General features: G+C 72.0%; 14 protein-coding genes and 1 tRNA gene. 3 read left to right on the top strand and 12 right to left on the bottom strand.

Going from position 1 to position 22,341, the window contains the following annotated elements; all coding sequences use genetic code 11:
- Nucleotides 1-202 precede the first annotated feature (202 nt).
- A complete protein-coding gene (locus GPJ59_RS10610) occupies nucleotides 203-1,348 on the bottom strand; it encodes a helix-turn-helix transcriptional regulator (protein WP_219666353.1) in 1,146 nt (381 codons plus the stop codon).
- Between the two features lie 576 nt (nucleotides 1,349-1,924).
- Between GPJ59_RS10610 and GPJ59_RS10605 the strand changes: the two genes are divergently transcribed.
- Nucleotides 1,925-2,245: a hypothetical protein gene (locus GPJ59_RS10605; protein WP_219666349.1), complete on the top strand. Its 321-nt coding sequence runs from the start codon at nucleotides 1,925-1,927 to the stop codon at nucleotides 2,243-2,245.
- Nucleotides 2,246-2,252: 7 nt separating this feature from the next.
- Nucleotides 2,253-2,483, top strand: a complete 231-nt coding sequence (locus GPJ59_RS10600; RefSeq protein ID WP_219666347.1) for a hypothetical protein — start codon at nucleotides 2,253-2,255, stop codon at nucleotides 2,481-2,483.
- Nucleotides 2,484-2,860: 377 nt separating this feature from the next.
- On the opposite strand, the gene GPJ59_RS10595 is transcribed toward GPJ59_RS10600, so the two are convergent.
- The 11 genes from GPJ59_RS10595 to bldG form a co-directional block, all read right to left on the bottom strand.
- A tRNA-Thr gene (locus GPJ59_RS10595) sits at nucleotides 2,861-2,934 on the bottom strand.
- A gap of 75 nt (nucleotides 2,935-3,009) precedes the next feature.
- The gene (locus GPJ59_RS10590) at nucleotides 3,010-4,593 is read right to left on the bottom strand and encodes an alpha/beta hydrolase (protein ID WP_219666339.1); all 1,584 of its coding nucleotides are present in this window, start codon (nucleotides 4,591-4,593) and stop codon (nucleotides 3,010-3,012) included.
- A gap of 256 nt (nucleotides 4,594-4,849) precedes the next feature.
- Nucleotides 4,850-6,061 (bottom strand): DNA polymerase III subunit delta', encoded by a 1,212-nt coding sequence (locus tag GPJ59_RS10585; RefSeq protein ID WP_219666337.1) that lies wholly within the window; start codon nucleotides 6,059-6,061, stop codon nucleotides 4,850-4,852.
- A 113-nt stretch (nucleotides 6,062-6,174) separates the two neighbouring features.
- Entirely contained in the window at nucleotides 6,175-9,594 is a 3,420-nt protein-coding gene (gene tmk / locus GPJ59_RS10580) for a dTMP kinase (protein WP_219666335.1), read from the bottom strand.
- Between the two features lie 155 nt (nucleotides 9,595-9,749).
- The gene (gene topA, locus GPJ59_RS10575; RefSeq protein WP_219666328.1) at nucleotides 9,750-12,638 is read right to left on the bottom strand and encodes a type I DNA topoisomerase; all 2,889 of its coding nucleotides are present in this window, start codon (nucleotides 12,636-12,638) and stop codon (nucleotides 9,750-9,752) included.
- Between the two features lie 255 nt (nucleotides 12,639-12,893).
- Complete coding sequence (locus GPJ59_RS10570) at nucleotides 12,894-13,091, bottom strand: hypothetical protein (protein WP_219666326.1); 198 nt, start codon at nucleotides 13,089-13,091, stop codon at nucleotides 12,894-12,896.
- Between the two features lie 207 nt (nucleotides 13,092-13,298).
- Nucleotides 13,299-14,834, bottom strand: a complete 1,536-nt coding sequence (locus GPJ59_RS10565; protein WP_308120231.1) for a DUF7059 domain-containing protein — start codon at nucleotides 14,832-14,834, stop codon at nucleotides 13,299-13,301.
- A 330-nt stretch (nucleotides 14,835-15,164) separates the two neighbouring features.
- Nucleotides 15,165-15,731: a small secreted protein gene (locus GPJ59_RS10560; RefSeq protein WP_219666315.1), complete on the bottom strand. Its 567-nt coding sequence runs from the start codon at nucleotides 15,729-15,731 to the stop codon at nucleotides 15,165-15,167.
- A gap of 197 nt (nucleotides 15,732-15,928) precedes the next feature.
- The gene (locus tag GPJ59_RS10555; RefSeq protein WP_219666308.1) at nucleotides 15,929-18,310 is read right to left on the bottom strand and encodes a sodium-translocating pyrophosphatase; all 2,382 of its coding nucleotides are present in this window, start codon (nucleotides 18,308-18,310) and stop codon (nucleotides 15,929-15,931) included.
- Nucleotides 18,311-18,557: 247 nt separating this feature from the next.
- On the bottom strand, nucleotides 18,558-18,998 hold the full coding sequence (locus GPJ59_RS10550; protein ID WP_219666306.1) for an ATP-binding protein: 441 nt from the start codon (nucleotides 18,996-18,998) through the stop codon (nucleotides 18,558-18,560).
- 83 nt (nucleotides 18,999-19,081) lie between these two features.
- Nucleotides 19,082-19,423: an anti-sigma factor antagonist BldG gene (gene bldG, locus GPJ59_RS10545; RefSeq protein ID WP_030152678.1), complete on the bottom strand. Its 342-nt coding sequence runs from the start codon at nucleotides 19,421-19,423 to the stop codon at nucleotides 19,082-19,084.
- 81 nt (nucleotides 19,424-19,504) lie between these two features.
- Here bldG and GPJ59_RS10540 point away from each other — a divergent pair, with 81 nt between their 5' ends.
- Nucleotides 19,505-22,024, top strand: coding sequence for a DEAD/DEAH box helicase (locus GPJ59_RS10540; RefSeq protein ID WP_219666303.1), 2,520 nt, complete (start codon nucleotides 19,505-19,507; stop codon nucleotides 22,022-22,024).
- The last annotated feature ends 317 nt before the right edge of the window (nucleotides 22,025-22,341 follow it).

The raw sequence follows: 22,341 nt of genomic DNA, 5'->3' as shown, positions 1-22,341 counted from the left end.
AAACATAAAAGCCCAGGTCAGACAGTGTCTGACCGGGGCTTCGACCGAGCCGCCTTCGGGATTCGAACCCGAGACCTACGCATGAGTCGGGGTCGAGGGCACAGGTGTGCACGAGGGGGACACCGAACGCGGCATGCTGGACCCCAGGCCGGCCATCAAGCACGGGCCGCCCGGCGGCCGACGACCGGGATGGTCTCCCGCTCTACGGAAGACGCCAGGCGACAGCTTGCGCGCGGTGAGGCTCACCGGACGCCGCCGCTCGCATGAAGGGCGCCATTCTCGACGTCGTCGACATGAACAATGGCATCCGGGATGTCCATAAAGTGCATGAGGGCTTTGAGGAGACCTTGTAGCTCCGTCCCGCTCTCGCCACAGGGAAAGGGAACTGCCCGGTCCTGATCAGTCGGTGTGCAGCAGATTCGGCAATCCCCATCACACTTGCCGCTTCTCGGAGTCCGACGAACGAGGGATAGAGGTCCGAGGCGTAGTAGTAGAGACTCTGACTGGAAATCCGGTATCGAGCCGCCCTGGAGACTCTCATCGCCTGGCTTACCGACCCCGAACGGCGGCCGGAGCGAATTTCACCATGAAAACCTTGAACCGCATCGAAGCAACCTAGCACGTGAAGTAGCGACCCGAATCGCTCGCCTCTGATCTGTTCTGCAACGTCCACATCGCGGATTCTGTTGACATCGACGATCGAGGACGCGCTCAGCCCGGAACCTTGAACCGGCACCTCGTAGCGGAACATCTCAACGTCGTCGACCAAGGACTCCGAAGGTGCGGCCTTCCCGCGGCGAAAGGCCACATCGAAAGCCGCCTTCACCATGCGATCCCTGATGTGGCGCGGTGGAACCCCTGTGACGGTGGCCGCCCACACCTCCAGTGCGGCTGCCACCATCGCTGACCGGATTTCTTCACAGTCGACTCGGAAGTCGCGGGAGATACTCGTAGAAATCGGACGGAAACAGGGAGTGATGCAGTCGAGGATAACCAGCCGCCATGTTTCGTCGCCATCCAGGTCACACAGCCTGCCCATGGCAATCATGGATTCCCAAAGGCGAGAAGTGGGACCCGACTGAACTCCCGAGCGAATCGCCTCGGCGCGAAACTTAGGGTAAGTGGGATGTCGCTTGATATCACATTCCTTAGCATCTCCCACGTGAACACAAACCGGCTCTTCGCCAAAAATCCCCCGAACAGCCCATTCAATCCGATCAAAGACATCCGCCATACCGCAGGCCCCAATCCCCTCAGACCGTCCATAATCGAGTATGGCGATCCGGAAACAGAAAAGGACCTTTCCCCGGCCGATCCATCCAATCGTGTCAGGAACGTTTAAATTCAAGTTTCACAGTGGACTCATGAGCGCCCCCTCGGCCCAGCTGTCACTAGCTTCACGGTTCAGCGCCCGGTTCGGCGCTACGTGTCCGCGATGTCGTCGCCCCCGTTCCACGAGGGTCGGCCCGCTTCGCGTGTCGACGGCCCTCGAGCAGCCCCTTGGATCCGCGCCTCGACGGAGGGCGCCTCCGATGAAGTTGACACAACCGAGAGCCCCGGAGCTGCACGGCACGCATCAGAAAGAGAACCCCAGGTCAGCAACCTACGACTCGGCACCCGCGTTTCACCCGATCCACCTTGCCCAGACAGCCCGAACAGCGCAGTCAGCCGCCCATCAGCTGATCACTCTTCGTAGTGGATCAGGCGCCACAGGAGACCCGAAAGACCCGCCGAAGGCGTTCCTTCTCCGCAGGGACACTCCTCGGAAAGGGCGCCAGACATGGCCGGACACATCGCGCTCCGCGTCACGACAGCCATCGCCGCTGCAACCGCACTCGCACTCTTAGCCCCGGCACAAGCACACGCCGGCGCCATCGGCTCGACCCCCGTGGCCACCTTCGACTACCAAGTCGGAGGCGTCACCATGAAGGTCCCGACAGGCTGCATGTTCACCCACATCATCCGCGGCGACGGCAAGAAGATCACCTACCAGAACGCCGGCGTCGACTGCGGCTTCGTCGGGGCCCTCAACGCCGGCTTCTGCAACTGGCGCATCGACTTCACGTACGCCGACACCAACAACAAGACCTACAAGACCTCGCGCGGCAAGACCCACACCGAGTGCGAGATCCACCCCATGCGGGACAACGCACCCCAGACGCTCCCCCGCTACGGCAAAGCCTGCGCCCACCTCAACATCAACGGCGTACGCCGGGTCAGCCAGTGCCACCACATCACGAAGTGAGCCGCACATGACCAACCAGCCCGTACCTGAAGACCCCACCTGGGAAGCCAAACGCCGCCGCGCCGGCATCGCCGCCTTCCTTGTCGGTGCCGCAGCTTCCATCGCCTTCTTCGCCTTCTTCCCCGGCCTCCCTCACGTGATCGACTGGGGCGCCATCATCGTTTCCCTCTCCATCGGCGGCCTCGCCCGCTGGGCGTGGCAGTCCCGCATCACGAAGAATCACGCCACTCCGCGGTAGCGCTCACGAGCCCGGAGCACCCTCACCTCGGCCTACCGCACCCAGCTGAACCCTCGCCTGCCCGGCCCGCAGACGACTTCGTTCTGGCCCAGATCGACCTCGATCGCCAGAGGGTCTTGGCCTCCGTCCAGCAGATCGCGACTCAGGCGAAATCCACCCGGGGTCGCGGGCGATGTACTTGATCGCCTGGAGCGGGACGGCCTCCTGGAGTCGGCCGCCGCCCTTCGCACCGGCAGGTGACTCAAGGGCAGTTCGCCCGATCTGGCGCTCACGCATGCTCACGCACGGGGTTCCAGGCTCCGGCCGCCACATGCCCGCAAACGTCAGAGACAAGCAAAAGACCCAGGTCACTAACTGTGTGACCTGGGCCTTCTCGGAGCCGCCTTCGGGATTCGAACCCGAGACCTACGCATTACGAGTGCGTTGCTCTGGCCAACTGAGCTAAGGCGGCATGCTGCTCGATGAGGCTCTCATCAGCAGCGGCGCTAAGTCTACAGGGTTAATCCGGGTGCCCCGCACCACGGGGTCAGGGGGTCGACGGGCGGCACTTCTGGTCCTGCTTCGGGGGGGTGCCGTCCAGGAGGTAGCGGTTGATCGCCGTGTCGATGCAGTCGCTGCCGCGGCCGTACGCCGTGTGGCCGTCGCCCTCGTAGGTGAGGAGGACGCCCGAGTCGAGTTGGGAGGCCAGGGACTGGGCCCACTTGTACGGGGTCGCCGGGTCGCGGGTGGTGCCCACCACGACGATCGGCGGGGCGCCCCGGGCGGTCAGGGCCTTGGCCGTGCCGGTGGCCTTGACCGGCCAGTACGTGCAGTTCAGGGCGGCCCAGGCCAGGCCGGCGCCGAAGACCGGGGAGGCCTTCTCGAAGGAGGGCAGGGCCTTGTCCACGGCCTCCGGGTCTGCGAAGGCCGGGGGCTGGTCCAGGCAGTTCACGGCCGCGTTGGCGAACATCAGATTGGCGTACTTGCCGTCCGGCTCGCGCTCGTAGTAGCTGTCCGCGAGCCCCAGCAGACCGGACCCGTCGCCGTTCTGCGCCTGGGTGATCGCCTCGCGCAGCTGCGGCCAGGCCGTCTCGTCGTAGAGGGCCGCGATCACCCCGGTCGTGGCCAGGGACTCGCCCAGCGGCCGGCTGGGGTCCCCGCTCGGTACGGGGTCGGCGTCGAGCTTGCGGAAGAAGTCCTTCAGGCGGGCGGCCACCTGGTCCGGCCCGCCGCGGCCCAGCGGGCAGTCCGGCTGCTTGGCGCAGTCCTGGGCGAAGGAGCGGAACGCCGTCTCGAAGCCCGCCGTCTGGTCGCGGTTGAGGTCGATCGCCGGGCGGGTCGGGTCCATCGCGCCGTCGAGGACCAGCCGGCCGACCCGGCCGGGGAACAGGTCCGCGTACGTCGCCCCGAGGAAGGTGCCGTACGAGGCGCCGACGTACGTCAGCTTCTCGTCGCCCAGCACCGAGCGCAGCACGTCCAGGTCACGGGCGGCGTCCTCGGTCGAGACGTGCGGCAGGATCCGCTGCGAACGCTGCTGGCAGCCGGCCGCGAACTTCTTGAACGCCCCCACCAGCAGCGCCCGCTCCACCGCGTCGTCGGGGGTCTGGTCGACCTGCGTGTACGCGTCCATCCCGGCCCCGGTCAGGCACTCGACCGGAGTGCTGCGGGCCACCCCGCGCGGGTCGAAGGAGACGATGTCGTAGCGGGCCCGGACGGGTGCGGGGTAGCCGATGCCGGCGTACGCCTGGAGGTAGCCGATGCCGGAGCCGCCGGGGCCGCCCGGGTTGACCACGAGGGAGCCGAGCCGCTTGCCGGGGCCGGTGGCCACCTTGCGGGAGACGGCGAGGTCGATGTCCTGGCCGGATTCGGGGTGGTCGTAGTCCAGCGGCACCTTCATCGTGGCGCACTGGAAGCCGGGGACACCGCAGTCGCGCCATTGCAGCTTCTGTGCGTAGTACGGGCGCAGGGCGTCCGGGACGGCGGGCGGCTGCGCGCTGGGCGCGCTGACGCCGGCGCCGCCCGAGGAAGCGGCGGCGCTGGGGCCCGAACTGCCCGGCGTACATCCGGAGAGCAGCAGCCCGGCGGCTGCGATCACGGTCCCGGTCGTACGCAACAGGCGACTGGTGTCCATCTTGGCAGCGTATGCCCTACCGGGTGGGAACCGCGCCGCGGAAAGATGTGGCGGGTGGGGCTGCCGTGCCTGGTGCGGGCGGTTCGGGCGGTGGTTCGGGCGGTTCGGGCGGTTCGGGCTACCGCGTGGCCCCGGTGGTCACCCGGGCCGACCACCGGGCCGACCACCGGTCCTCACCCGGTCCCCGCCCCGGCCGCCGTCCCGCCCGTGGCCGCGTGCCCGGTGTCCGGCGGATCACCCGGAAGGGTGAGGGGGCTCAGCCCGCGCGCAGCGCCATCGTCATGGCCTCGACCGCGAGGAGCGGTGCGACGTTGCGGTCGAGGGCGTCGCGGCAGGCGAGGACCGCCTCGATGCGGCGCAGCGTGCGCTCGGGGCCGCTCGCGCGGGCCACGCGGTCCAGGTCCGGCCGTATCTCCTCGTTGGCGATGGCCGACGAGGAACCGAGCTGGAGGGCGAGCACGTCGCGGTAGAAGCCGGTCAGGTCGGTCAGGGCGAGGTCGAGGCTGTCGCGCTGGGTGCGGGTGCGGCGGCGCTTCTGCTTCTCCTCCAGCTCCTTCATCACGCCCGCCGTGCCACGCGGCATGCGCCCGCCCGTGCCGGCGGCGGCGCCGAGCGCTGCGCGCAGCTCCTCGGTCTCCTTGGTGTCGACCTCCTCGGCGACCTGCTTGGCGTCCTCGGCGGCCGCGTCGACCAGCTCCTGGGCGGCCTTCAGGCACGCGCCGACGTCGTCCACGCGCAGCGGGAGTTTCAGGACGGCGGCGCGGCGGGCCCGCGCCTGCTCGTCGGTGGCCAGCCGGCGGGCGCGGCCGATGTGGCCCTGGGTGGCGCGGGCCACCGCGGCGGCGAGCGGCGGCTCGATCCCGTCGCGGCGGACCAGCATGTCGGCGACGGCGTCGACCGAGGGCGTGTTGAGGTTCAGGTGCCGGCAGCGGGAGCGGATGGTGGGCAGCACGTCCTCCAGCGAGGGGGCGCACAGGAGCCAGACCGTGCGGGGGGCGGGCTCCTCCACGGCCTTGAGGACGGCGTTGGCCGACTTCTCGTTCAGCCGCTCGGCGTCCTCGACGAGGATGACCTGCCAGCGGCCGGTGGCGGGGGACGTGTACGACTTGCGGACCGTGTCCCGCATGTCCTTGACCAGGATCTCGTTGCCCACGGCCGCCACCGTGGTCACGTCCGCGTGGGTGCCGACCAGGACGGTGTGGCAGCCGTCGCAGAAGCCGCAGCCGGGATCGGCGCCGAGCTTGCGGTCCGGGCTGGTGCACTGCAGGGCGGCGGCGAACGCGCGGGCCGTGGTGACCCGGCCGGAGCCGGGGGGCCCGGTGAACAGCCAGGCGTGCGTCATCTTCGACGCGGCCGGCGGCTCGGCGCCCTCCTCGGCGGCCGTGACCACGGCGTCGGCGTCACGGGCGGCAGCGGCCAGCTGCGCCTGGACGCGCTCCTGGCCCACCAGGTCGTCCCACACGGGCATGCCGCCCACCGCCTTCCGTTCTTCCTACGCCGCCCACCATTGTGGCCCGGGCCACTGACACTCCCCGTCCGCCCGTGCGCCGCCGCCACAGCCGCACCGGTGCCGAAGCCTGCTCAGCGGCGCCGACGGCGGCCGTCCTCGTCGTCGGCGTACGGCTCGTCCCGGTGCGGGCCGAGCAGCTCGTCCGCCAGGGTCGGCAGGTCGTCCAGCGGGGTCTCCTCCGCCCAGTCCGAGCGGCGGCGCGGGCGGCCGGCGTCGTCGAGGACGGGCAGCTCGCGGGTGGCGTCCTCGCCCGCGGAGTACGGCGCGGGGGCCGGAGCCGGGTCCCGGAAGATGCCCGGCGGCACCCGGTCGGTCGGGTTCCCGTCGGGCCGCTGCACGGTCGGCAGGGAGGCACTCGGGCTCGGGCCGTCCGGGCGTACGGGCGGCAGCACCGCCGTCTCGTCCACCGCACCAGCCGGGCCGTCCGGGCGTACGGGCGGCAGCACCGCGGTCTCGTCCACCGCACCGGCCGGGGCGTCCGGCCGTACGGGCGGCAGCACCGCCGTCTCCTCGGCCGTCGGCGGGGTGTCGGCGGTCTTGGGCATCGGGATCGGCTGGGTGACGTCGTTCGGGGTGACCACGCGCTTGGGGGCCGGGGTCTCGACGGTGACGGCGTCGTCCGGGTGCGGTTCCGCGTCCTGCCGGCCGGCGGCCCAGCTGGGGGTCTGCGGGGGCTTGGTCAGGTCGGCCCTGGGCGCGGACGGGGTCTGCGCGGTGTGCGGCGGCTTCGTCAGGTCGGCCTTGGCCCCGGACGCAGCCGAAGCTTCGGAAGCCGAAGCCGAGCCCGCCGCCCCAGAAGCCCCAGAAGCCGCAGCCGAAGCCGCAGCCGCCTTCGCGGCCGCCGCCGCGGCAGCCGAGGCCTCCGCCAGTCGGCGTGCCTCCTCCGCCTTCAGCAGGGCCTCCTCCGCCCGCCGCTGCTTCTCGCGCCGCCGCTCCTCGGCCTCGGCCCGCAGCCGGGCCTCCTCCTCGGCCTGCCGGCGCAGCCGCTCCTGCTCCGCCGCGCGCGCCTTCTCCTCGGCCTCCCGCCGCAGCCGCTCGGCCTCGGCCCGCTCCCGGGCCTCCTCCTCGGCGCGCAGGCGCTCCTCCTCCGCCCGGCGGGCGGCCTCCGCCTCGGCCTTGATCCGGGCGGCCTCTGCCTCGGCCTTGCGGCGCGCCTCCTCCTCGGCGCGCAACCGCTCCTCCTCAGCCTTGCGGGCAGCCTCCTCGGCCTTGCGGCGCTCTTCCTCCTCGGCCCGCAGCCGCTCCTCCTCGGCCTTGCGCGCGGCTTCCTCGGCCGCCTTGCGCCGGGCCTCCTCCTCGGCCAGCCGGCGGGCCTCCGCCTGCGCGGCGATCTCGGCCTCGGACAGCGGGAGCATCCGGTCCAGCCGGTGGCGTACGACGGTGGTGACGGAGCCGGGGTCCTGGCCGGCGTCCACGACCAGGTAGCGGCCCGGGTCGGCGGCCGCCAGGGTCAGGAATCCTGCCCGGACCCGCTGGTGGAACTCGGCCGGCTCCGACTCCAGCCGGTCCGGCGCCTCGGTGAAGCGCTCGCGGGCGGTCTCCGGGGAGACGTCCAGCAGCACGGTCAGGTTGGGCACCAGCCCGCTCGTCGCCCACCGCGAGATCCGCGCGATCTCGGTCGGCGACAGGTCACGGCCGGCGCCCTGGTAGGCCACCGACGAGTCGATGTAGCGGTCGGAGATGACCACCGCGCCCCGCTCCAGGGCGGGCCGGACCACGGTGTCGACGTGCTCGGCGCGGTCGGCGGCGTACAGCAGGGCCTCGGCCCGGTTGGACAGGCCCGCCGAGGACACGTCGAGCAGGATCGAGCGCAGCCGCTTGCCCACCGGGGTGGCGCCGGGCTCGCGGGTGACGACGACCTCGTGGCCCTTGCCCCGTATCCACTCCGCCAGCGCGTCCACCTGGGTGGACTTGCCGGCGCCGTCGCCGCCCTCCAGGGCGATGAAGAATCCGGTCGCGGACGGCGTCTGCACCGGCTCGCCGCCGCGCAGGGCCTCGCGCAGGTCGCGCCGCAGCGGCACCCCGCGCCGGTCGTCGGCCTTGACCAGCACGATCACGGCGGCCGGCAGCAGCAGGACGCCGACCAGCATCAGGGTGTACGCGGCCCCGCCGTGGGCCAGGGCGACGTCGCCGCCGCCGAGCCGGTGCGGGCCGATGCCGGCCGCGAGCACGGGTGCGACCAGCGCGCCGGCGGCGACGGCGACGCGGACGACGGCGTGCAGGTGCTCGGTGACCCGGGCCCGGCGGAACTCCTCGGTCTCCTGGTCCAGCAGCGTGTGCCCGGTGTTGGCCGCGACGCCCGCGGCGGTGCCGGCGAGCAGCGCCAGGAACACCACCGTGGCCGTGTCCGGCACCAGGCCGGCCAGCAGCAGCGCGAGCCCGGTGACCGCGAGGGCCAGGGCCAGCAGCCGGCGGCGGGAGAGGGCGGGCAGCATCTTGCCGGTCTGGGTGGCGCGGATGCCCAGGCCGGTGCCGCCGCTGAGGGCGAGGACCAGCAGGGCGAAGGTGACCGGGCCGCCGCCCAGGTCGTAGGCGTGCAGGACGCTCACCGCGGTGGCGCTGGAGATCGCCCCGGCGACGGCCGCGCAGGCCAGTACGAGCAGCGGGACCGCGCCTGTGCGGCCGGTCTCGGGCCGGCCCTCGGGGGACTTCGGCGCGCGCAGCCCCTCCAGCGGGGAGCGGGGACGCGGGGTCTTGGTGTCGGGCAGCACCAGCGGCAGCAGCAGCGAGACGGACGCGGCGAACAGGCCTGCGGCGACGTACGACCCGAGCGCTGCCTGGTTCGCGGCGAACCAGTCCACGCCGAGGCCGATCGCCTTGCCGACCAGGGTCGCGGCGAGCAGCACGCCGGCCGCCGCGGGCAGCGCGGCGAAGGTCGTACGCAGGTTCAGGCGGCGCAGGGCGTCGAGGTGGTCGGGCAGCGGCCGTACGGTGGCCCCCTCCGGCGGCGGAGGCGGGCACAGGGCCGGCGCGGCGGAGTCCTTGGCCAGCGTCCACAGCCGCTCGGTGACACCGGAGAGGAACACGGTGGCCAGCAGTGCGGTGACCGCGTGGGCCGGGATCCAGTCGAGCCACAGCGGGGCGACCACGAACAGGCCGATCCGCAGCCCGTCGGCGCCGATCATCGTCCAGCGGCGGTCCAGCTTGCCGCCGGCGGCCATGAGGTTGGCCAGCGGGCCGAGCAGCACGGCGCCGGTGAGCAGCGTGGCGAGGATGCGTACGCCGAAGCCGGCGGCGACGGCGAGGGCGGCGCCGCGGTAGCCGCCGCCGAAGGTCTCCGCGGAGACGGCGGCCTGGAGCACGAGCAGCACCAGGACGAGCAGCGCGAGGGCGTCGCCGATGCCGCTGACCAGCTGGGCGCTCCACAGCCGGCGCAGCCGGGGGGTGCGCAGCAGGGCCCGCACCGCCCGCTCGCGGGAGTCCGCGGCCAGTGCTTCGTCGTAGGTGGGGTTCGCGGTGGTCACGACCGCCTGGTGCTCGGCTCGCGTCATCCGCCCAGCCTATCCGCTGCGCCACCTTCCCGGACGTCCCCGGCCGGGCCCTTGTGGATAACCCCTTGCGGACAACCCCTCGCGGACAACGGCCCGGCCCCGGCCCCCACGCACAGGGGGGACCGGGGCCGGGCCGTGCCGAGCGGGCTTCCCGGCTACTCCTCGGACGGGGCCGCGGTGGCCGTCCCGGCCGCCGTCGCCTTCGTCGCCGTCGCCTTCTTCGCCGTAGCCTTCGTCGCCGTCGTCTTCTTGGCGGTCGCCGCCTTGGCCGTCGTCGTCGTCTTCTTCGCCGCCGCGGTGGTCTTGGCGGCCGTCGTCTTCTTGGCGGCCGTCTTCTTCGCCGTGGTGGTCTTCTTCGCCGCGGTCTTCTTGGCGGGCGCCTTCTTCGCCACCTTCTTCGCCGGACCCTTGGCCCGCTTCTCGGCGAGCAGCTCGTAGCCCCGCTCCGGCGTGATGGTCTCGACGTCGTCGTCCCGCCGCAGCGTCGCGTTGGTCTCGCCGTCGGTCACGTACGGGCCGAAGCGGCCGTCCTTGACGACGACCGGGCGCTCGCTGACCGGGTCCGTGCCCAGCTCCTTCAGCGGCGGCTTGGCGGCGGCCCGCCCGCGCACCTTCGGCTGGGCGTAGATGGCCAGGGCCTCGTCCAGCGTGATGGTGAAGAGCTGGTCCTCGGTCTCCAGGGACCGCGAGTCCGTGCCCTTCTTCAGGTACGGGCCGTAGCGGCCGTTCTGGGCGGTGATCTCCACGCCCTCGGCGTCGGTGCCGACGACGCGCGGCAGCGACATCAGCTTGAGCGCGTCCTCCAGCGTGACGGTGTCCAGCGACATCGTCTTGAAGAGCGAGGCGGTGCGCGGCTTGACCGCGTTCTTGCCGGTCTTCGGGGTGCCCTCGGGGAGGATCTCCGTCACGTACGGGCCGTAGCGGCCGTCCTTGGCCACGATCTCGTTGCCGCTGACGGGGTCCTTGCCGAGCTGGAACTCGCCGCTGGGCCGGGCGAACAGCTCCTGCGCGTACTCGACCGTCAGCTCGTCGGGCGCGAGGTCGTCGGGGACGTCGGCGCGCTGGTGGCCCTCGGCGTCCTTCTCGCCGCGCTCGACGTACGGGCCGTAGCGCCCGACGCGCAGCACGATGCCGTCGCCGACCGGGAAGGAGGAGATCTCCCGGGCGTCGATCGCGCCGAGGTCCGTGACGAGCTCCTTCAGCCCGCCGAGCGCGTCCGCGTCGCCGTTCTCGGCGGCCGCCGGACCGTGCTCGGCGCCGAAGTAGAAGCGCTTGAGCCACGGCACCGACTGCGCCTCGCCCCGGGCGATGCGGTCGAGGTCGTCCTCCATCTTGGCGGTGAAGTCGTAGTCGACGAGCCGGCCGAAGTGCTTCTCCAGCAGGTTGACCACGGCGAAGGACAGGAAGGACGGGACGAGGGCCGTGCCCTTCTTGAAGACGTAGCCGCGGTCCAGGATCGTGCCGATGATCGACGCGTACGTCGACGGGCGGCCGATCTCGCGCTCCTCCAGCTCCTTGACCAGCGAGGCCTCGGTGTACCGGGCCGGCGGCTTGGTCGCGTGGCCGTCCGCCGTGATCTCCTCGGCGGCCAGCGCGTCGCCCTCGGCGACCTGCGGCAGGCGCCGCTCGCGGTCGTCGAGCTCGGCGTTCGGGTCGTCGGCGCCCTCGACGTAGGCCTTCATGAAGCCGTGGAAGGTGATCGTCTTGCCGGACGCGGTGAACTCGGCGTCGCGGCCGTCGCTCGCCGCGCCGCCGATCTTGACGGTGACCGAGTTTCCGGTGGCGTCCTTCATCTGGGAGGCGACGGTCCGCTTCCAGATCAGTTCGTAGAGCTTGAACTGGTCGCCGGTCAGACCGGTCTCGGCGGGGGTGCGGAAACGATCACCCGAAGGCCGGATCGCCTCGTGCGCCTCCTGGGCGTTCTTGACCTTGCCCGCGTAGACCCGCGGCTTCTCCGGCAGGTAGTCGGCGCCGTAGAGCTGGGTGACCTGGGCGCGGGCCGCGGCGACCGCGGTGTCGGACAGGATCGTGGAGTCCGTACGCATGTAGGTGATGAAGCCGTTCTCGTACAGCTTCTGCGCCACCTGCATCGTCGCCTTGGCACCGAAGCCCAGCTTGCGCGAGGCCTCCTGCTGGAGCGTGGTGGTACGGAAAGGAGCGTAGGGGGACCGGCGGTACGGCTTGGACTCGACCGAGCGGACGGCGAACGAGGAGTCGGCGAGCGCGGCGGCCAGCGCCCGGGCGTTCGCCTCGTCCAGGTGCAGGACGTCGCTCTTGAGCTGCCCGTTGGAACCGAAGTCGCGGCCCTGCGCGACACGCCGGCCGTCGACCGTGTTCAGCCGCGCGACCAGCGAGGACGGGTCGGAGGTGTCGCCGACGCGGCCGGTGGAGAAGGTGCCGGTGAGGTCCCAGTACTCGGCGGAGCGGAAGGCGATGCGCTCGCGCTCGCGCTCGACGACGAGCCGGGTGGCGACGGACTGGACGCGGCCGGCCGACAGCCGCGGCATGACCTTCTTCCACAGGACCGGCGAGACCTCGTATCCGTAGAGGCGGTCGAGGATGCGGCGGGTCTCCTGGGCGTCGACCATGCGCTGGTTGAGCTCGCGCGGGTTGGCGACGGCGTCCCGGATGGCGTCCTTGGTGATCTCGTGGAAGACCATCCGGTGGACGGGGACCTTGGGCTTGAGCACTTCCTGGAGGTGCCACGCGATGGCTTCGCCCTCGCGGTCCTCATCGGTGGCGAGGAAGAGCTCGTCGGACTCGGCCAGCAGCTCCTTGAGCTTCCTGACCTGGGCCTTCTTGTCGGCGTTGACGACGTAGATCGGCTGGAAGTCGTGCTCGACGTCCACGCCGAGGCGGCGGACCTCGCCGGTGTACTTCTCGGGGACCTCGGCGGCGCCGTTCGGCAGGTCGCGGATGTGCCCGACGCTCGCCTCGACGACGTATCCGGGGCCGAGGTAGCCCTTGATCGTCTTCGCCTTGGCAGGGGACTCGACGATGACGAGTCGGCGGCCGCCCTTTGCGGTCTCGCTAGTCGGGGACAACTTGGCTCTTCTCTCCGGTCGGCACTCGGTCGCAGTACGGCGACGCTGCGGAGTGTGACGGTACAACCCGCCCCCGTGTCAAACGGCACAAGCCCGCAACGGCCACTCGAACGGTAACCCGACAAGTGCCATTTCTGCCGCCCGGATGCCGCGCGGGTCCTCATGTGATCACCGGGCCGAGTGGCCGGAGGGCCGTCTGGCCCCGCCGTCACGCCGGTGCCGGAGCCGGTGCCGGAGCCGGAACCGGAACCGATGTCAGAGCCGGCCCAGGCACCAGGCGCCGAGCGTCAGGCAGAGGCCGCCGGCCAGCAGCGCGACCGGTACGGCCACGGCGGGGCGCACGCCCTCGGCGACCGGTGCCCGGTGCAGGAGGCGCGCGCCCGTCCAGGTCAGCATTGCGGCCCCGAACAGCAGGAACACCGCCGCCGCGAAGATCGCAGGTCCCGTCTCCATGCCGCTCCCCCTTCCCCTCGGGCCTCGTGCCGAATCCCGGGGAGTCCCCCCGGACTCCCCCTGCGGCGGAGCCTGCCAGCCGAGGGGGTACGGGGGGCGAACGGGAGGTGAAATCGGGGCGGGGCGGCAACCGAGGGCAGGTGGCGGCTCAGGGCCGGGCGGCCCCCGTCACGGCCGGGCGGCCCTGAGCCGCCGCCATGCGGCCCGTCACGGCCGAGCCGCCCCCGCCGGCTCCAGGAAGCCCTGCTCGACGAGCATCCGGATGGCCTCCGGAGTCCGGTCCCGCAGCAGGACCGGGTCCTCCTGGACGAGCTGGGCGATCGCGTCCAGGATCCGCCCGGCGGTCAGTGAGCCGTCGCACACCCCGGCGAAGCCCGCCCCGACCGTGTCCACCTTGGTGGCCCGCCGCATCCCGCGGTTCTGCCGGAGCACGACGTGCTCGGGATCCTCGGCGCCGGGCGTGCCGACCTGCTCCTGGACGACCTCCTCGACCAGCCGGAACCGGCCTTCCAGCAGCGCGGCGTCGTCGTGCTCCCGCAGGAAGTCCTGGCGGGCGAAGTGCGCCCGTACGGTCTCCCCGAGCGGCTGCTCCACGGGGTGCGGCCATTCCTCGACGACGATCGAGGGCTCCGCGGTGTCGGAGCGGTGCAGCGTGATCCAGCCGAATCCGACGGCCTTGGTTCCGCGCGCCTCGAACTCCTCCAGCCAGGCCTCGTAGTGCGCCGCGTATGCCGCCGCGTCGGCGCGGTGGTCGCCCGCGTCGCGCAGCCACAGCTCCGCGTACTGCGTGATGTCCTGCACCTCGCGCTGCACGATCCAGGCGTCGCAGCCCTGCGGCACCCAGGAGCGGAGCCGGTCCTTCCAGTCCTCTCCTTCCACGTGCTGCCAGTTGGCGAGGAACTGCGCGTACCCGCCGGGGTTGAGGTGCCGGCCCGCCTGCTGCACCAGCGTGCGGCACAGGTCGTCGCCGCCCATCCCGCCGTCGCGGTAGGTCAGCCGGGCACGGGGGGAGATCACGAAGGGCGGGTTGGAGACGATCAGGTCGTACGTCGCGTCGCCCACCGGTTCGAAGAGCGAGCCGGTCAGCAGCTCCGCCTCGGGGGCCCCGGAGAGCGCAAGCGTCAACCGGGTGAATTCCAGCGCCCGCGGGTTGACGTCGGTGGCGGTGACCCGGGTGGCGTGCTGCGCGGCGTGCAGCGCCTGGATGCCCGAACCGCTGCCGAGGTCGAGGGCCGAGCCGACCGGCGTACGGACGGTGATCCCGGCCAGCGTGGTGGACGCACCGCCCACGCCGAGGACGACGCCCTCCTCGCGGCTGCCGATGCCGCCGGCCCCGCCGACCGCGCAGCCGAGGTCCGAGACGATGAACCAGTCCTCGCCGTCCGGGCCGCCGTACGGGCGCACGTCCACGGTGGCGCGCACCGTGTCCGCGCCGTCGGCGGCCTTCTCCCGGATCAGCCAGCCGTCGGCCAGCACCCGGTCGAGGGGCAGCCCGGCCGGCCCGTCGGCCAGGGCGGCGTACGGGACGGGCTGCTGGAGCAGGAACAGCCGGACCAGGTGGGCCAGCGGGCCGTCGGCGCGGGTGGCGCGCAGCGCGGGCACGGTCTCGCTGCGGGCCAGCGCGGCGTACGCGGGGGCGCCGAGGAGGTCGAGCAGCCCGTCGGCGGTGAAGCCGGCCGCGAGCAGGGCCGCGCGGAGCTCGGCGGCATGGTCGGACACGGGAAGGCGGGTGGCGGTACTCACGCGACCATTGTGTCCGGTGGCACGGACGATGCGTGTGACGCGGCCGGGACTGCCGGGGCCCCGGCGACGTCGTGTGGCGTCGTATGGAGTCGTGTGGCGTCGCAGGCGGCGTTCGTGCGGCATCGGCCGACGTTCGTGCGGCGTCGCGCGGCGCAGGACGGGCGCCGTATACGTCGCAGCGGGCCGCGTCACGCGTCGCCGGGACGTGCGGAACGCGACGCCGGACGCCCGGAGGGCGACGCCGGGACGCCCGGAAGGCGACGCCGGGACGCCCGGAAGGCGTCAAGGTGCCGTCCGCCGCTCCTCCGGGGAGGAGCGGCGGGTCGCGGATCAGCTCTGGGCCGGCGCAGGGCTCGTCATCTGGCAGCCCTTCTGGCTGTTCATCGCCTTGTCCAGACCGCCGGTCTTCAGCTGGTCGCGGGCCTGGTTGGCGCCCTTGTTGGCCTCTTCGATGCCGCCGGCGACCGTCTTGAGGCCCTCCGCGAACTTGCCCTGGTCCTTGGGGTCGAGACCGTCGATCTGCGTCTTGAGATCGGTGTAGCCCTTGGCCGTGGCGGTGAAGCCGGCGGCCGCGGCGTTCATGGCCGCCTCGCCCTCCTTGACGGGCGGGGCGCCGGCCGAGGTCAGCGATTCGGCCATCGCCTTGTAGGCGTCCGAGATCTGCTGGAACGCCGCCGAGTCGGTCTTCTGGACGTCCTCCGACTTGGCGTTCTCCGTCGCGACGCGCTTGATCTCGGCGTTGGCGTCCTCGATCTTCTTGAGGTTGGGCTGCCAGCCGTCGCAGACCTTCTTGGCCCAGCCGTCGGCCTTATTGTCGCCGCTGTCGTCACCGCAGCCGGACAGGACGAGCATCAGCACCGCACAGCAGGAGGCTGCGGCCGCAAGCTTCTTGTTCACCGGATTGGTCCCTTCCAAGGCTCTCGGCCGGAACATACACGCCTCCCGACTGAGCGCGCAGAAAGGCGGACAGACGACGCGTCAGTCCGCGTCGCCTGTCCGCCGTTCGGGCCTAGGTCCGAGACCGGGTCGGAGCGGGGTGTCCGGCCCCGTGTCCGGCCCCGCGCACCGCCCCGTGTCCGGGCCCTGCCCCGGGTCTAGGAGACCGCGGTGGCCGGGTCGGGCTGCTGGGCGACCCGTTCGGCCGCGCCGCCGCCGCTGTCGTCCCCGACCGCGATACCGCGCTTCTTCGACACGTACACCGCGACGACGATGACCGCGATCGCCAGGACCGCCACGACGGCGCGGACCGCCGGGCTGGCGTCGTCGCCGTAACTGAACTGGACGACGGCCGGGGCGATCAGCAGCGCCACCAGGTTCATGACCTTCAGCAGCGGGTTGATGGCCGGGCCGGCGGTGTCCTTGAACGGGTCGCCGACGGTGTCGCCGATGACGGTCGCGGCGTGCGCCTCACTGCCCTTGCCGCCGTGGTGGCCGTCCTCGACGAGCTTCTTGGCGTTGTCCCAGGCGCCGCCGGAGTTGGCCAGGAAGACCGCCATGAGCGTGCCGCAGCCGATGGCGCCGGCCAGGTACGAGCCGAGCGCGCCGACGCCGAGGGTGAAGCCGACGGCGATGGGGGCCATCACGGCGAGCAGGCCGGGGGTGGCCAGCTCGCGCAGCGCGTCCTTGGTGCAGATGTCGACGACGCGTCCGTACTCGGGCTTCTCCGAGTAGTCCATGATCCCGGGGTGCTCGCGGAACTGACGGCGCACCTCGTAGACCACCGCGCCCGCGGACCGCGAGACGGCGTTGATGGCCAGGCCGGAGAAGAGGAACACGACGGCCGCGCCGAGGACCAGGCCGACCAGGTTGTTGGGCTGGCCGATGTCCAGGCTCAGGCTCAGGTCGCCGGCCTTGGCGCCGACGTCCTTGACGGCACCGCTGATCGCGTCGCTGTACGAGCCGAAGAGCGCCGCGGCGGCGAGCACGGCGGTGGCGATGGCGATGCCCTTGGTGATGGCCTTGGTGGTGTTGCCCACGGCGTCGAGGTCGGTGAGGACCCGCGCGCCGGAGCCCTCGACGTCGCCGGACATCTCGGCGATGCCCTGGGCGTTGTCGGAGACCGGGCCGAAGGTGTCCATGGCGACGATGACACCAACGGTGGTGAGCAGGCCGGTGCCGGCCAGCGCGACGGCGAACAGGGCCAGCATGATCGACGTACCGCCCAGCAGGAACGCGCCGTAGACGCCGAGGCCGATGAGCAGCGCGGTGTAGACGGCGGACTCCAGGCCCACCGAGATGCCGGCGAGGACCACGGTGGCGGGGCCGGTCAGCGAGGACTTGCCGATGTCCCGGACGGGGCGGCGGTTGGTCTCGGTGAAGTAGCCGGTGAGCTGCTGGATGAGGGCCGCGAGCACGATGCCGATGGCCACGGCCACCAGCGCGAGGACGCGCGGGTCGCCGGCGTGGCCGGTGATGGCGGCGTTCTCGACGCCGACGAGCTCCTTGTAGCTGCTCGGCAGGTACACGAAGACGGCGACGGCCACCAGGACCAGGGAGATCACGGCGGAGATGAAGAAGCCGCGGTTGATGGCGGTCATGCCGCTGCGGTCGTTGCGGCGCGGGGAGACGGCGAAGATGCCGATCATGGCGGTGATCACGCCGATGGCGGGCACGATCAGCGGGAAGGCCAGGCCCAGGTCGCCGAAGGCGGCCTTGCCGAGGATGAGCGCGGCGACGAGCGTGACCGCGTACGACTCGAAGAGGTCGGCCGCCATGCCGGCGCAGTCGCCGACGTTGTCGCCCACATTGTCGGCGATGGTCGCGGCATTGCGCGGATCGTCCTCCGGAATGCCCTGTTCGACCTTGCCGACCAGGTCGGCGCCGACGTCGGCGGCCTTGGTGAAGATGCCGCCGCCCACGCGCATGAACATCGCGATGAGCGCTGCGCCCAGGCCGAAGCCCTCCAGCACCTTGGGGGCGTCCGCGGCGTAGACGAGAACGACGCACGAGGCGCCGAGCAGGCCGAGGCCGACCGTGAACATGCCCACCACGCCGCCGGTGCGGAAGGCGATCCGCATCGCCTTGTGGGAGACGTCGGTCAGGTCCTTGGCGGGCTCGCCCTCGGCGGGGGTGGCCTCGCGGGCCGCGGCGGCGACGCGGACGTTGGCGCGGACCGCCAGTCTCATGCCGACGTAGCCGGTGATCGCGGAGAAGAGGGCGCCCACGAGGAAGAAGGCGGAACGTCCGGCCCGCTGCGACCAGGTGTCCGCGGGGAGCAGGAAGAGCAGGAAGAAGACCACGACGGCGAAGATGCCGAGGGTCCGCAGCTGGCGGCCGAGGTAGGCGTTGGCGCCTTCCTGGACGGCCGCCGCGATCTTCTTCATGGCGTCTGTGCCCTCGTCTGCGGCGAGGACCTGGCGGACCAGGACCTGCGCCACGACGAGGGCGGCAACTGCGACTGCCGCAATGACGATCACGATGAGCCGATTGTCATCGGTGAGTACCGCGGCAGCTGTTGGGGTGAAGAGCCCCGTCATTCGTCCTCCTTGACGTGATGAGCTCAAAGATGTGGACGGATTGTAGGGAGCGTCACCTGATCAAAACAGTACGCAGGAAACGGAATTGGCCTGCTGCTGCTCCTCAGCAAAAGATCGCGTCACTCCATTACCCCCGAAAGTGGTAATGGGGCAAAAGCATTGACGCCTGCTCAATTGATCTACGGGCACGAAAAAGGCCCTGCTCAGCAGGGCCTTTGAAAAAGAATCCGAAGATTGGATTAAAGATCTAGGGAACGTCCACGGCGCCGGAGGCGGGCCAGCTCATCCGGATGACGCCGCCCGATTCACCACTGGTGACCTCGACGTCGTCGACCAGGCCGCTGATCACCGCCAGCCCCATGTCGTCCTCGACCTCCGTGTCGGGGTCGAGGGCAGCGTCCATCCCGGGCACCGTCTCGTCGCCGCTCCCGGGCGGGCCGGGGACCTCGTCGCCGACCTCGATGGAGAAGAGCTTCTCGTCCTCGGTCAGCACGACCCGCACCGGGGCGGTCAGCCCGTGGCTGCGGTGCAGCCCGACGGCACGCGTGCAGGCCTCGCCGACGGCGAGCCTGACCTCGTCGAGCACTGCCTCCTCCACACCGGCCCGGCGCGCCACGGCGGCCGCGACCAGGCGGGCCGTCCGGACGTGTTCGGGCTGAGCGCTGAAGCGGAGTTCGACGATGGCCATGGCGTCCCCCTCGGACTACAGGCGTGCCTTGCAGGGGCCGGGCCGATCCGGCCCGGTACCCCGCTGCTTCTTCCGGTGCCGTTTCAGTCGGTGGCCGCGACGGCGTCCTCGACCGTCGTGTGGATCGGGAACACCTTGGTCAGACCGGTGATGCGGAAAATCTTGAGGATGCGCTCCTGGTTGCACACCAGGCGCAGCGAGCCCTCGTGGGCCCGGACGCGCTTGAGGCCGCCGACGAGCACACCGAGACCGGTGGAGTCGAGGAAGTCCACCCGCTCCATGTCGACGACCAGGTGGTAGCTGCCGTCGTTCACCAACTCGACCAACTGCTCGCGCAGCTTCGGCGCGGTATACACATCAATCTCGCCACCGACCTCGACGACCGTGCGGTCGCCGACAGTGCGAGTCGACAGGGACAGGTCCACGGATCCTCCAGCACCTTGCTATCGAGCGGCGCCCCCCAGGGGCCTCCCCACCCGAAGGTAGGGGAGGGATTGGCTGCCGCGATGGCATTCAATCACTTACCGACAGGCGCGCACGACGCCTTCTGTCCATTGTCCCCGACGCCGGTGACACACTCGGTTCCAATGGCCCACACTCCAGGTCCCGGTCGCCGCACGGCGCCCACGGACCCACGACCCACCCCCGGCCTGGTCCTGGACCGGCTGTCACGGGGGCCGTCCCGCGCTGCTCGCATCACTCATACGGAGCACTTGCCCCCTCGGGAGGGTCGTCATGCAGTGTGGCCCGACCGCATCCGAACGGATGTCGTAGCGGCCATTCGGGCGAACGGCATCGAACACCCGTGGGCACACCAGGCCGCGGCCGCCGAGCACGCCCTGGACGGCGAGTCGGTGGTCGTCGCCACCGGTACCGCCTCCGGCAAGTCGCTGGCCTACCTCGCGCCCGTCCTGACGGCCCTCGCGGACGGCGCAGAGGCCCCCGCACGGGAAACGCTGCAGCGCGGAGCGCTTCCCCGGGGTGGTGGCGGGCGACGGGCGGGCGGCCGCGGCGCGACCGCGCTGTACCTCGCGCCGACCAAGGCGCTCGCCGCCGACCAGCGCCGGGCCGTACGCGAACTCGCCGCCCCGCTCGGCCACGCGGTCCGCCCCGCCGTCTACGACGGGGACACCCCCGTCGAGGAACGCGAATGGGTCCGCCAGTACGCCAACTACGTGCTCACCAACCCCGACATGCTGCACCGCGGGATACTCCCGGCCCACCCGCGCTGGTCCTCCTTCCTGCGCACCCTGCGCTATGTCGTCATCGACGAGTGCCACACCTACCGCGGCGTGTTCGGCTCCCACGTCGCCCAGGTGCTGCGCCGGCTCCGCCGGTTGTGCGCCCGCTACGGGGCGGACCCGGTCTTCCTGCTCGCCTCCGCCACCGCGAGCGACCCGGCGGCGGCCGCGTCCCGCCTCACCGGGGTGCCGGTCACCGAGGTGGTGGACGACGCCTCCCCCCGCGGCGAGGTCGTCTTCGCCCTGTGGGAGCCCCCGCTCACCGAACTGCACGGCGAGCGCGGCGCCCCGGTCCGCCGCACCGCCACCGCCGAGACCGCCGACCTGCTGACCGACCTGGTCGTCCAGGGCGTCCGTACGGTCGCCTTCGTCCGCTCCCGGCGCGGCGCCGAGCTGATCGCCGTGATCACCCAGGACCGGCTGGCGGCGGTGGACCGGTCGCTGCCCGGGCGGGTGGCCGCCTACCGGGGCGGCTACCTCCCCGAGGAGCGCCGTGCCCTGGAGCGGGCCCTGCACTCCGGGGAGCTGCTGGGCCTGGCCGCCACCAGCGCGCTGGAGCTGGGCGTGGACGTCTCGGGCCTGGACGCCGTCCTGATCGCCGGCTACCCCGGCACCCGGGCCTCGCTGTGGCAGCAGGCGGGCCGGGCCGGCCGGGGCGGCCAGGGCGCCCTGGCCGTGCTGATCGCCCGGGACGACCCGCTGGACACGTATCTCGTGCACCACCCCGAGGCCCTCTTCCGGCGGCCCGTCGAGGCCACGGTCCTCGACCCCGACAACCCGTACGTCCTCGCCCCGCACCTGTGCGCGGCCGCGGCCGAGCTCCCGCTCACCGACGCGGACCTGGCCCTCTTCGGCCCGGCCGCACGCGACCTCCTCCCCCAGCTCGAATCCGCCCGGCTGCTGCGCCGCCGGACCACCGCCTGGCACTGGACCCGCCGCGAACGCGCCTCGGACCTGGCCGACATCCGCGGCGGCGGCGGCAAACCGGTGCAGATCGTCGAGGCCGACACCGGCCGGCTGCTGGGCACCGTCGACGAATCGGCAGCCCACACCGCCGTCCACGACGGCGCCGTCCACCTCCACCAGGGCCGCACCTACCTCGTACGGCGCCTGGACCTGGACGACCCGCACGGCCCGGTCGCCCTGGTCGAGGAGGCCGACCCGCCCTTCTCGACCACCGCGCGTGACACCACCTCCATCGCCATCCTGGAGACCGACACCGAGATCGCCTGGGGCGCGGGCAGGCTCTGCTTCGGCTCGGTCGAGGTCACCAACCAGGTCGTCTCCTACCTCCGCCGCAAGCTGATCACCGGCGAGGTGCTCGGCGAGGCCAAGCTGGACCTGCCGCCGCGCACCCTGCGCACCCGGGCCGTGTGGTGGACGGTCACCGAGGACCAGCTGGACGGGGCCCGGATCAGCCCGGAGATCCTCGGCGGCGCCCTGCACGCCGCCGAGCACGCCTCCATCGGCCTCCTCCCGCTCTTCGCCACCTGCGACCGCTGGGACATCGGCGGCGTCTCCGTGCCGCTCCACCCGGACACCCTCCTTCCGACGGTCTTCGTCTACGACGGCCACCCGGGCGGCGCGGGCTTCGCCGAGCGGGCCTTCCACACGGCCCGCCCGTGGCTGACCGCGACCCGCGACGCGATCGCCTCCTGCGAGTGCGAGGCCGGCTGCCCGTCCTGCATCCAGTCCCCGAAGTGCGGCAACGGCAACGACCCCCTCCACAAACGAGGCGCGGTCCGCCTCCTGACCCACCTCCTGGCCGGAGCCCCGCCGGACTAGCCCGCACCTCGCCCCAAGTGCCCGGGGCCGGCCCCCGCCCCGCCCCGAAGCCGGGCCTTGTCCTGAGCCGGCCGCCCCTGGCCCGGGGCGAGGCCTGGGCGACCTTCGCCGCCACTGCCGTCCCGACGGGGGCGGGCGCCTGGAGCGGGGCCTGGGCTGGCAGCCGGCATCACCGAAGTCCCCAGATTCGGGGCCGCCGGGGTGCCGGGCCTGTGGGGTACCGGACCGCCGGGCTGCTGGGGCGCCCGGCCGCTGGGGTGCCGGGCTGGGGTGCCGGCGGCGGGGGCGCGGACTGAAACCGCCGGTTCGGAATTGCA

Origin of the sequence: Streptomyces bambusae, assembly GCF_019400985.1 — a bacterium.
Classification (GTDB): Bacteria; Actinomycetota; Actinomycetes; order Streptomycetales; family Streptomycetaceae; genus Streptomyces; species Streptomyces bambusae_A.
Note: the sequence above shows the minus strand (reverse complement) of the source record. Positions and strands in the feature narration are given on the sequence as shown.

What these genes read in the sequence shown, in the direction of transcription:
- GPJ59_RS10605 (WP_219666349.1), top strand. Translation starts at nt 1,925, where the DNA reads ATGAAGGTCCCGACAGGCTGCATGTTCACCCACATCATCCGCGGCGAC.
- GPJ59_RS10600 (WP_219666347.1), top strand. Translation starts at nt 2,253, where the DNA reads ATGACCAACCAGCCCGTACCTGAAGACCCCACCTGGGAAGCCAAACGC.
- GPJ59_RS10590 (WP_219666339.1), bottom strand. Translation starts at nt 4,593, where the DNA reads ATGGACACCAGTCGCCTGTTGCGTACGACCGGGACCGTGATCGCAGCC.
- GPJ59_RS10585 (WP_219666337.1), bottom strand. Translation starts at nt 6,061, where the DNA reads ATGCCCGTGTGGGACGACCTGGTGGGCCAGGAGCGCGTCCAGGCGCAG.
- tmk (WP_219666335.1), bottom strand. Translation starts at nt 9,594, where the DNA reads ATGACGCGAGCCGAGCACCAGGCGGTCGTGACCACCGCGAACCCCACC.
- GPJ59_RS10570 (WP_219666326.1), bottom strand. Translation starts at nt 13,091, where the DNA reads ATGGAGACGGGACCTGCGATCTTCGCGGCGGCGGTGTTCCTGCTGTTC.
- GPJ59_RS10555 (WP_219666308.1), bottom strand. Translation starts at nt 18,310, where the DNA reads ATGACGGGGCTCTTCACCCCAACAGCTGCCGCGGTACTCACCGATGAC.
- GPJ59_RS10550 (WP_219666306.1), bottom strand. Translation starts at nt 18,998, where the DNA reads ATGGCCATCGTCGAACTCCGCTTCAGCGCTCAGCCCGAACACGTCCGG.
- GPJ59_RS10540 (WP_219666303.1), top strand. Translation starts at nt 19,505, where the DNA reads ATGGCATTCAATCACTTACCGACAGGCGCGCACGACGCCTTCTGTCCA.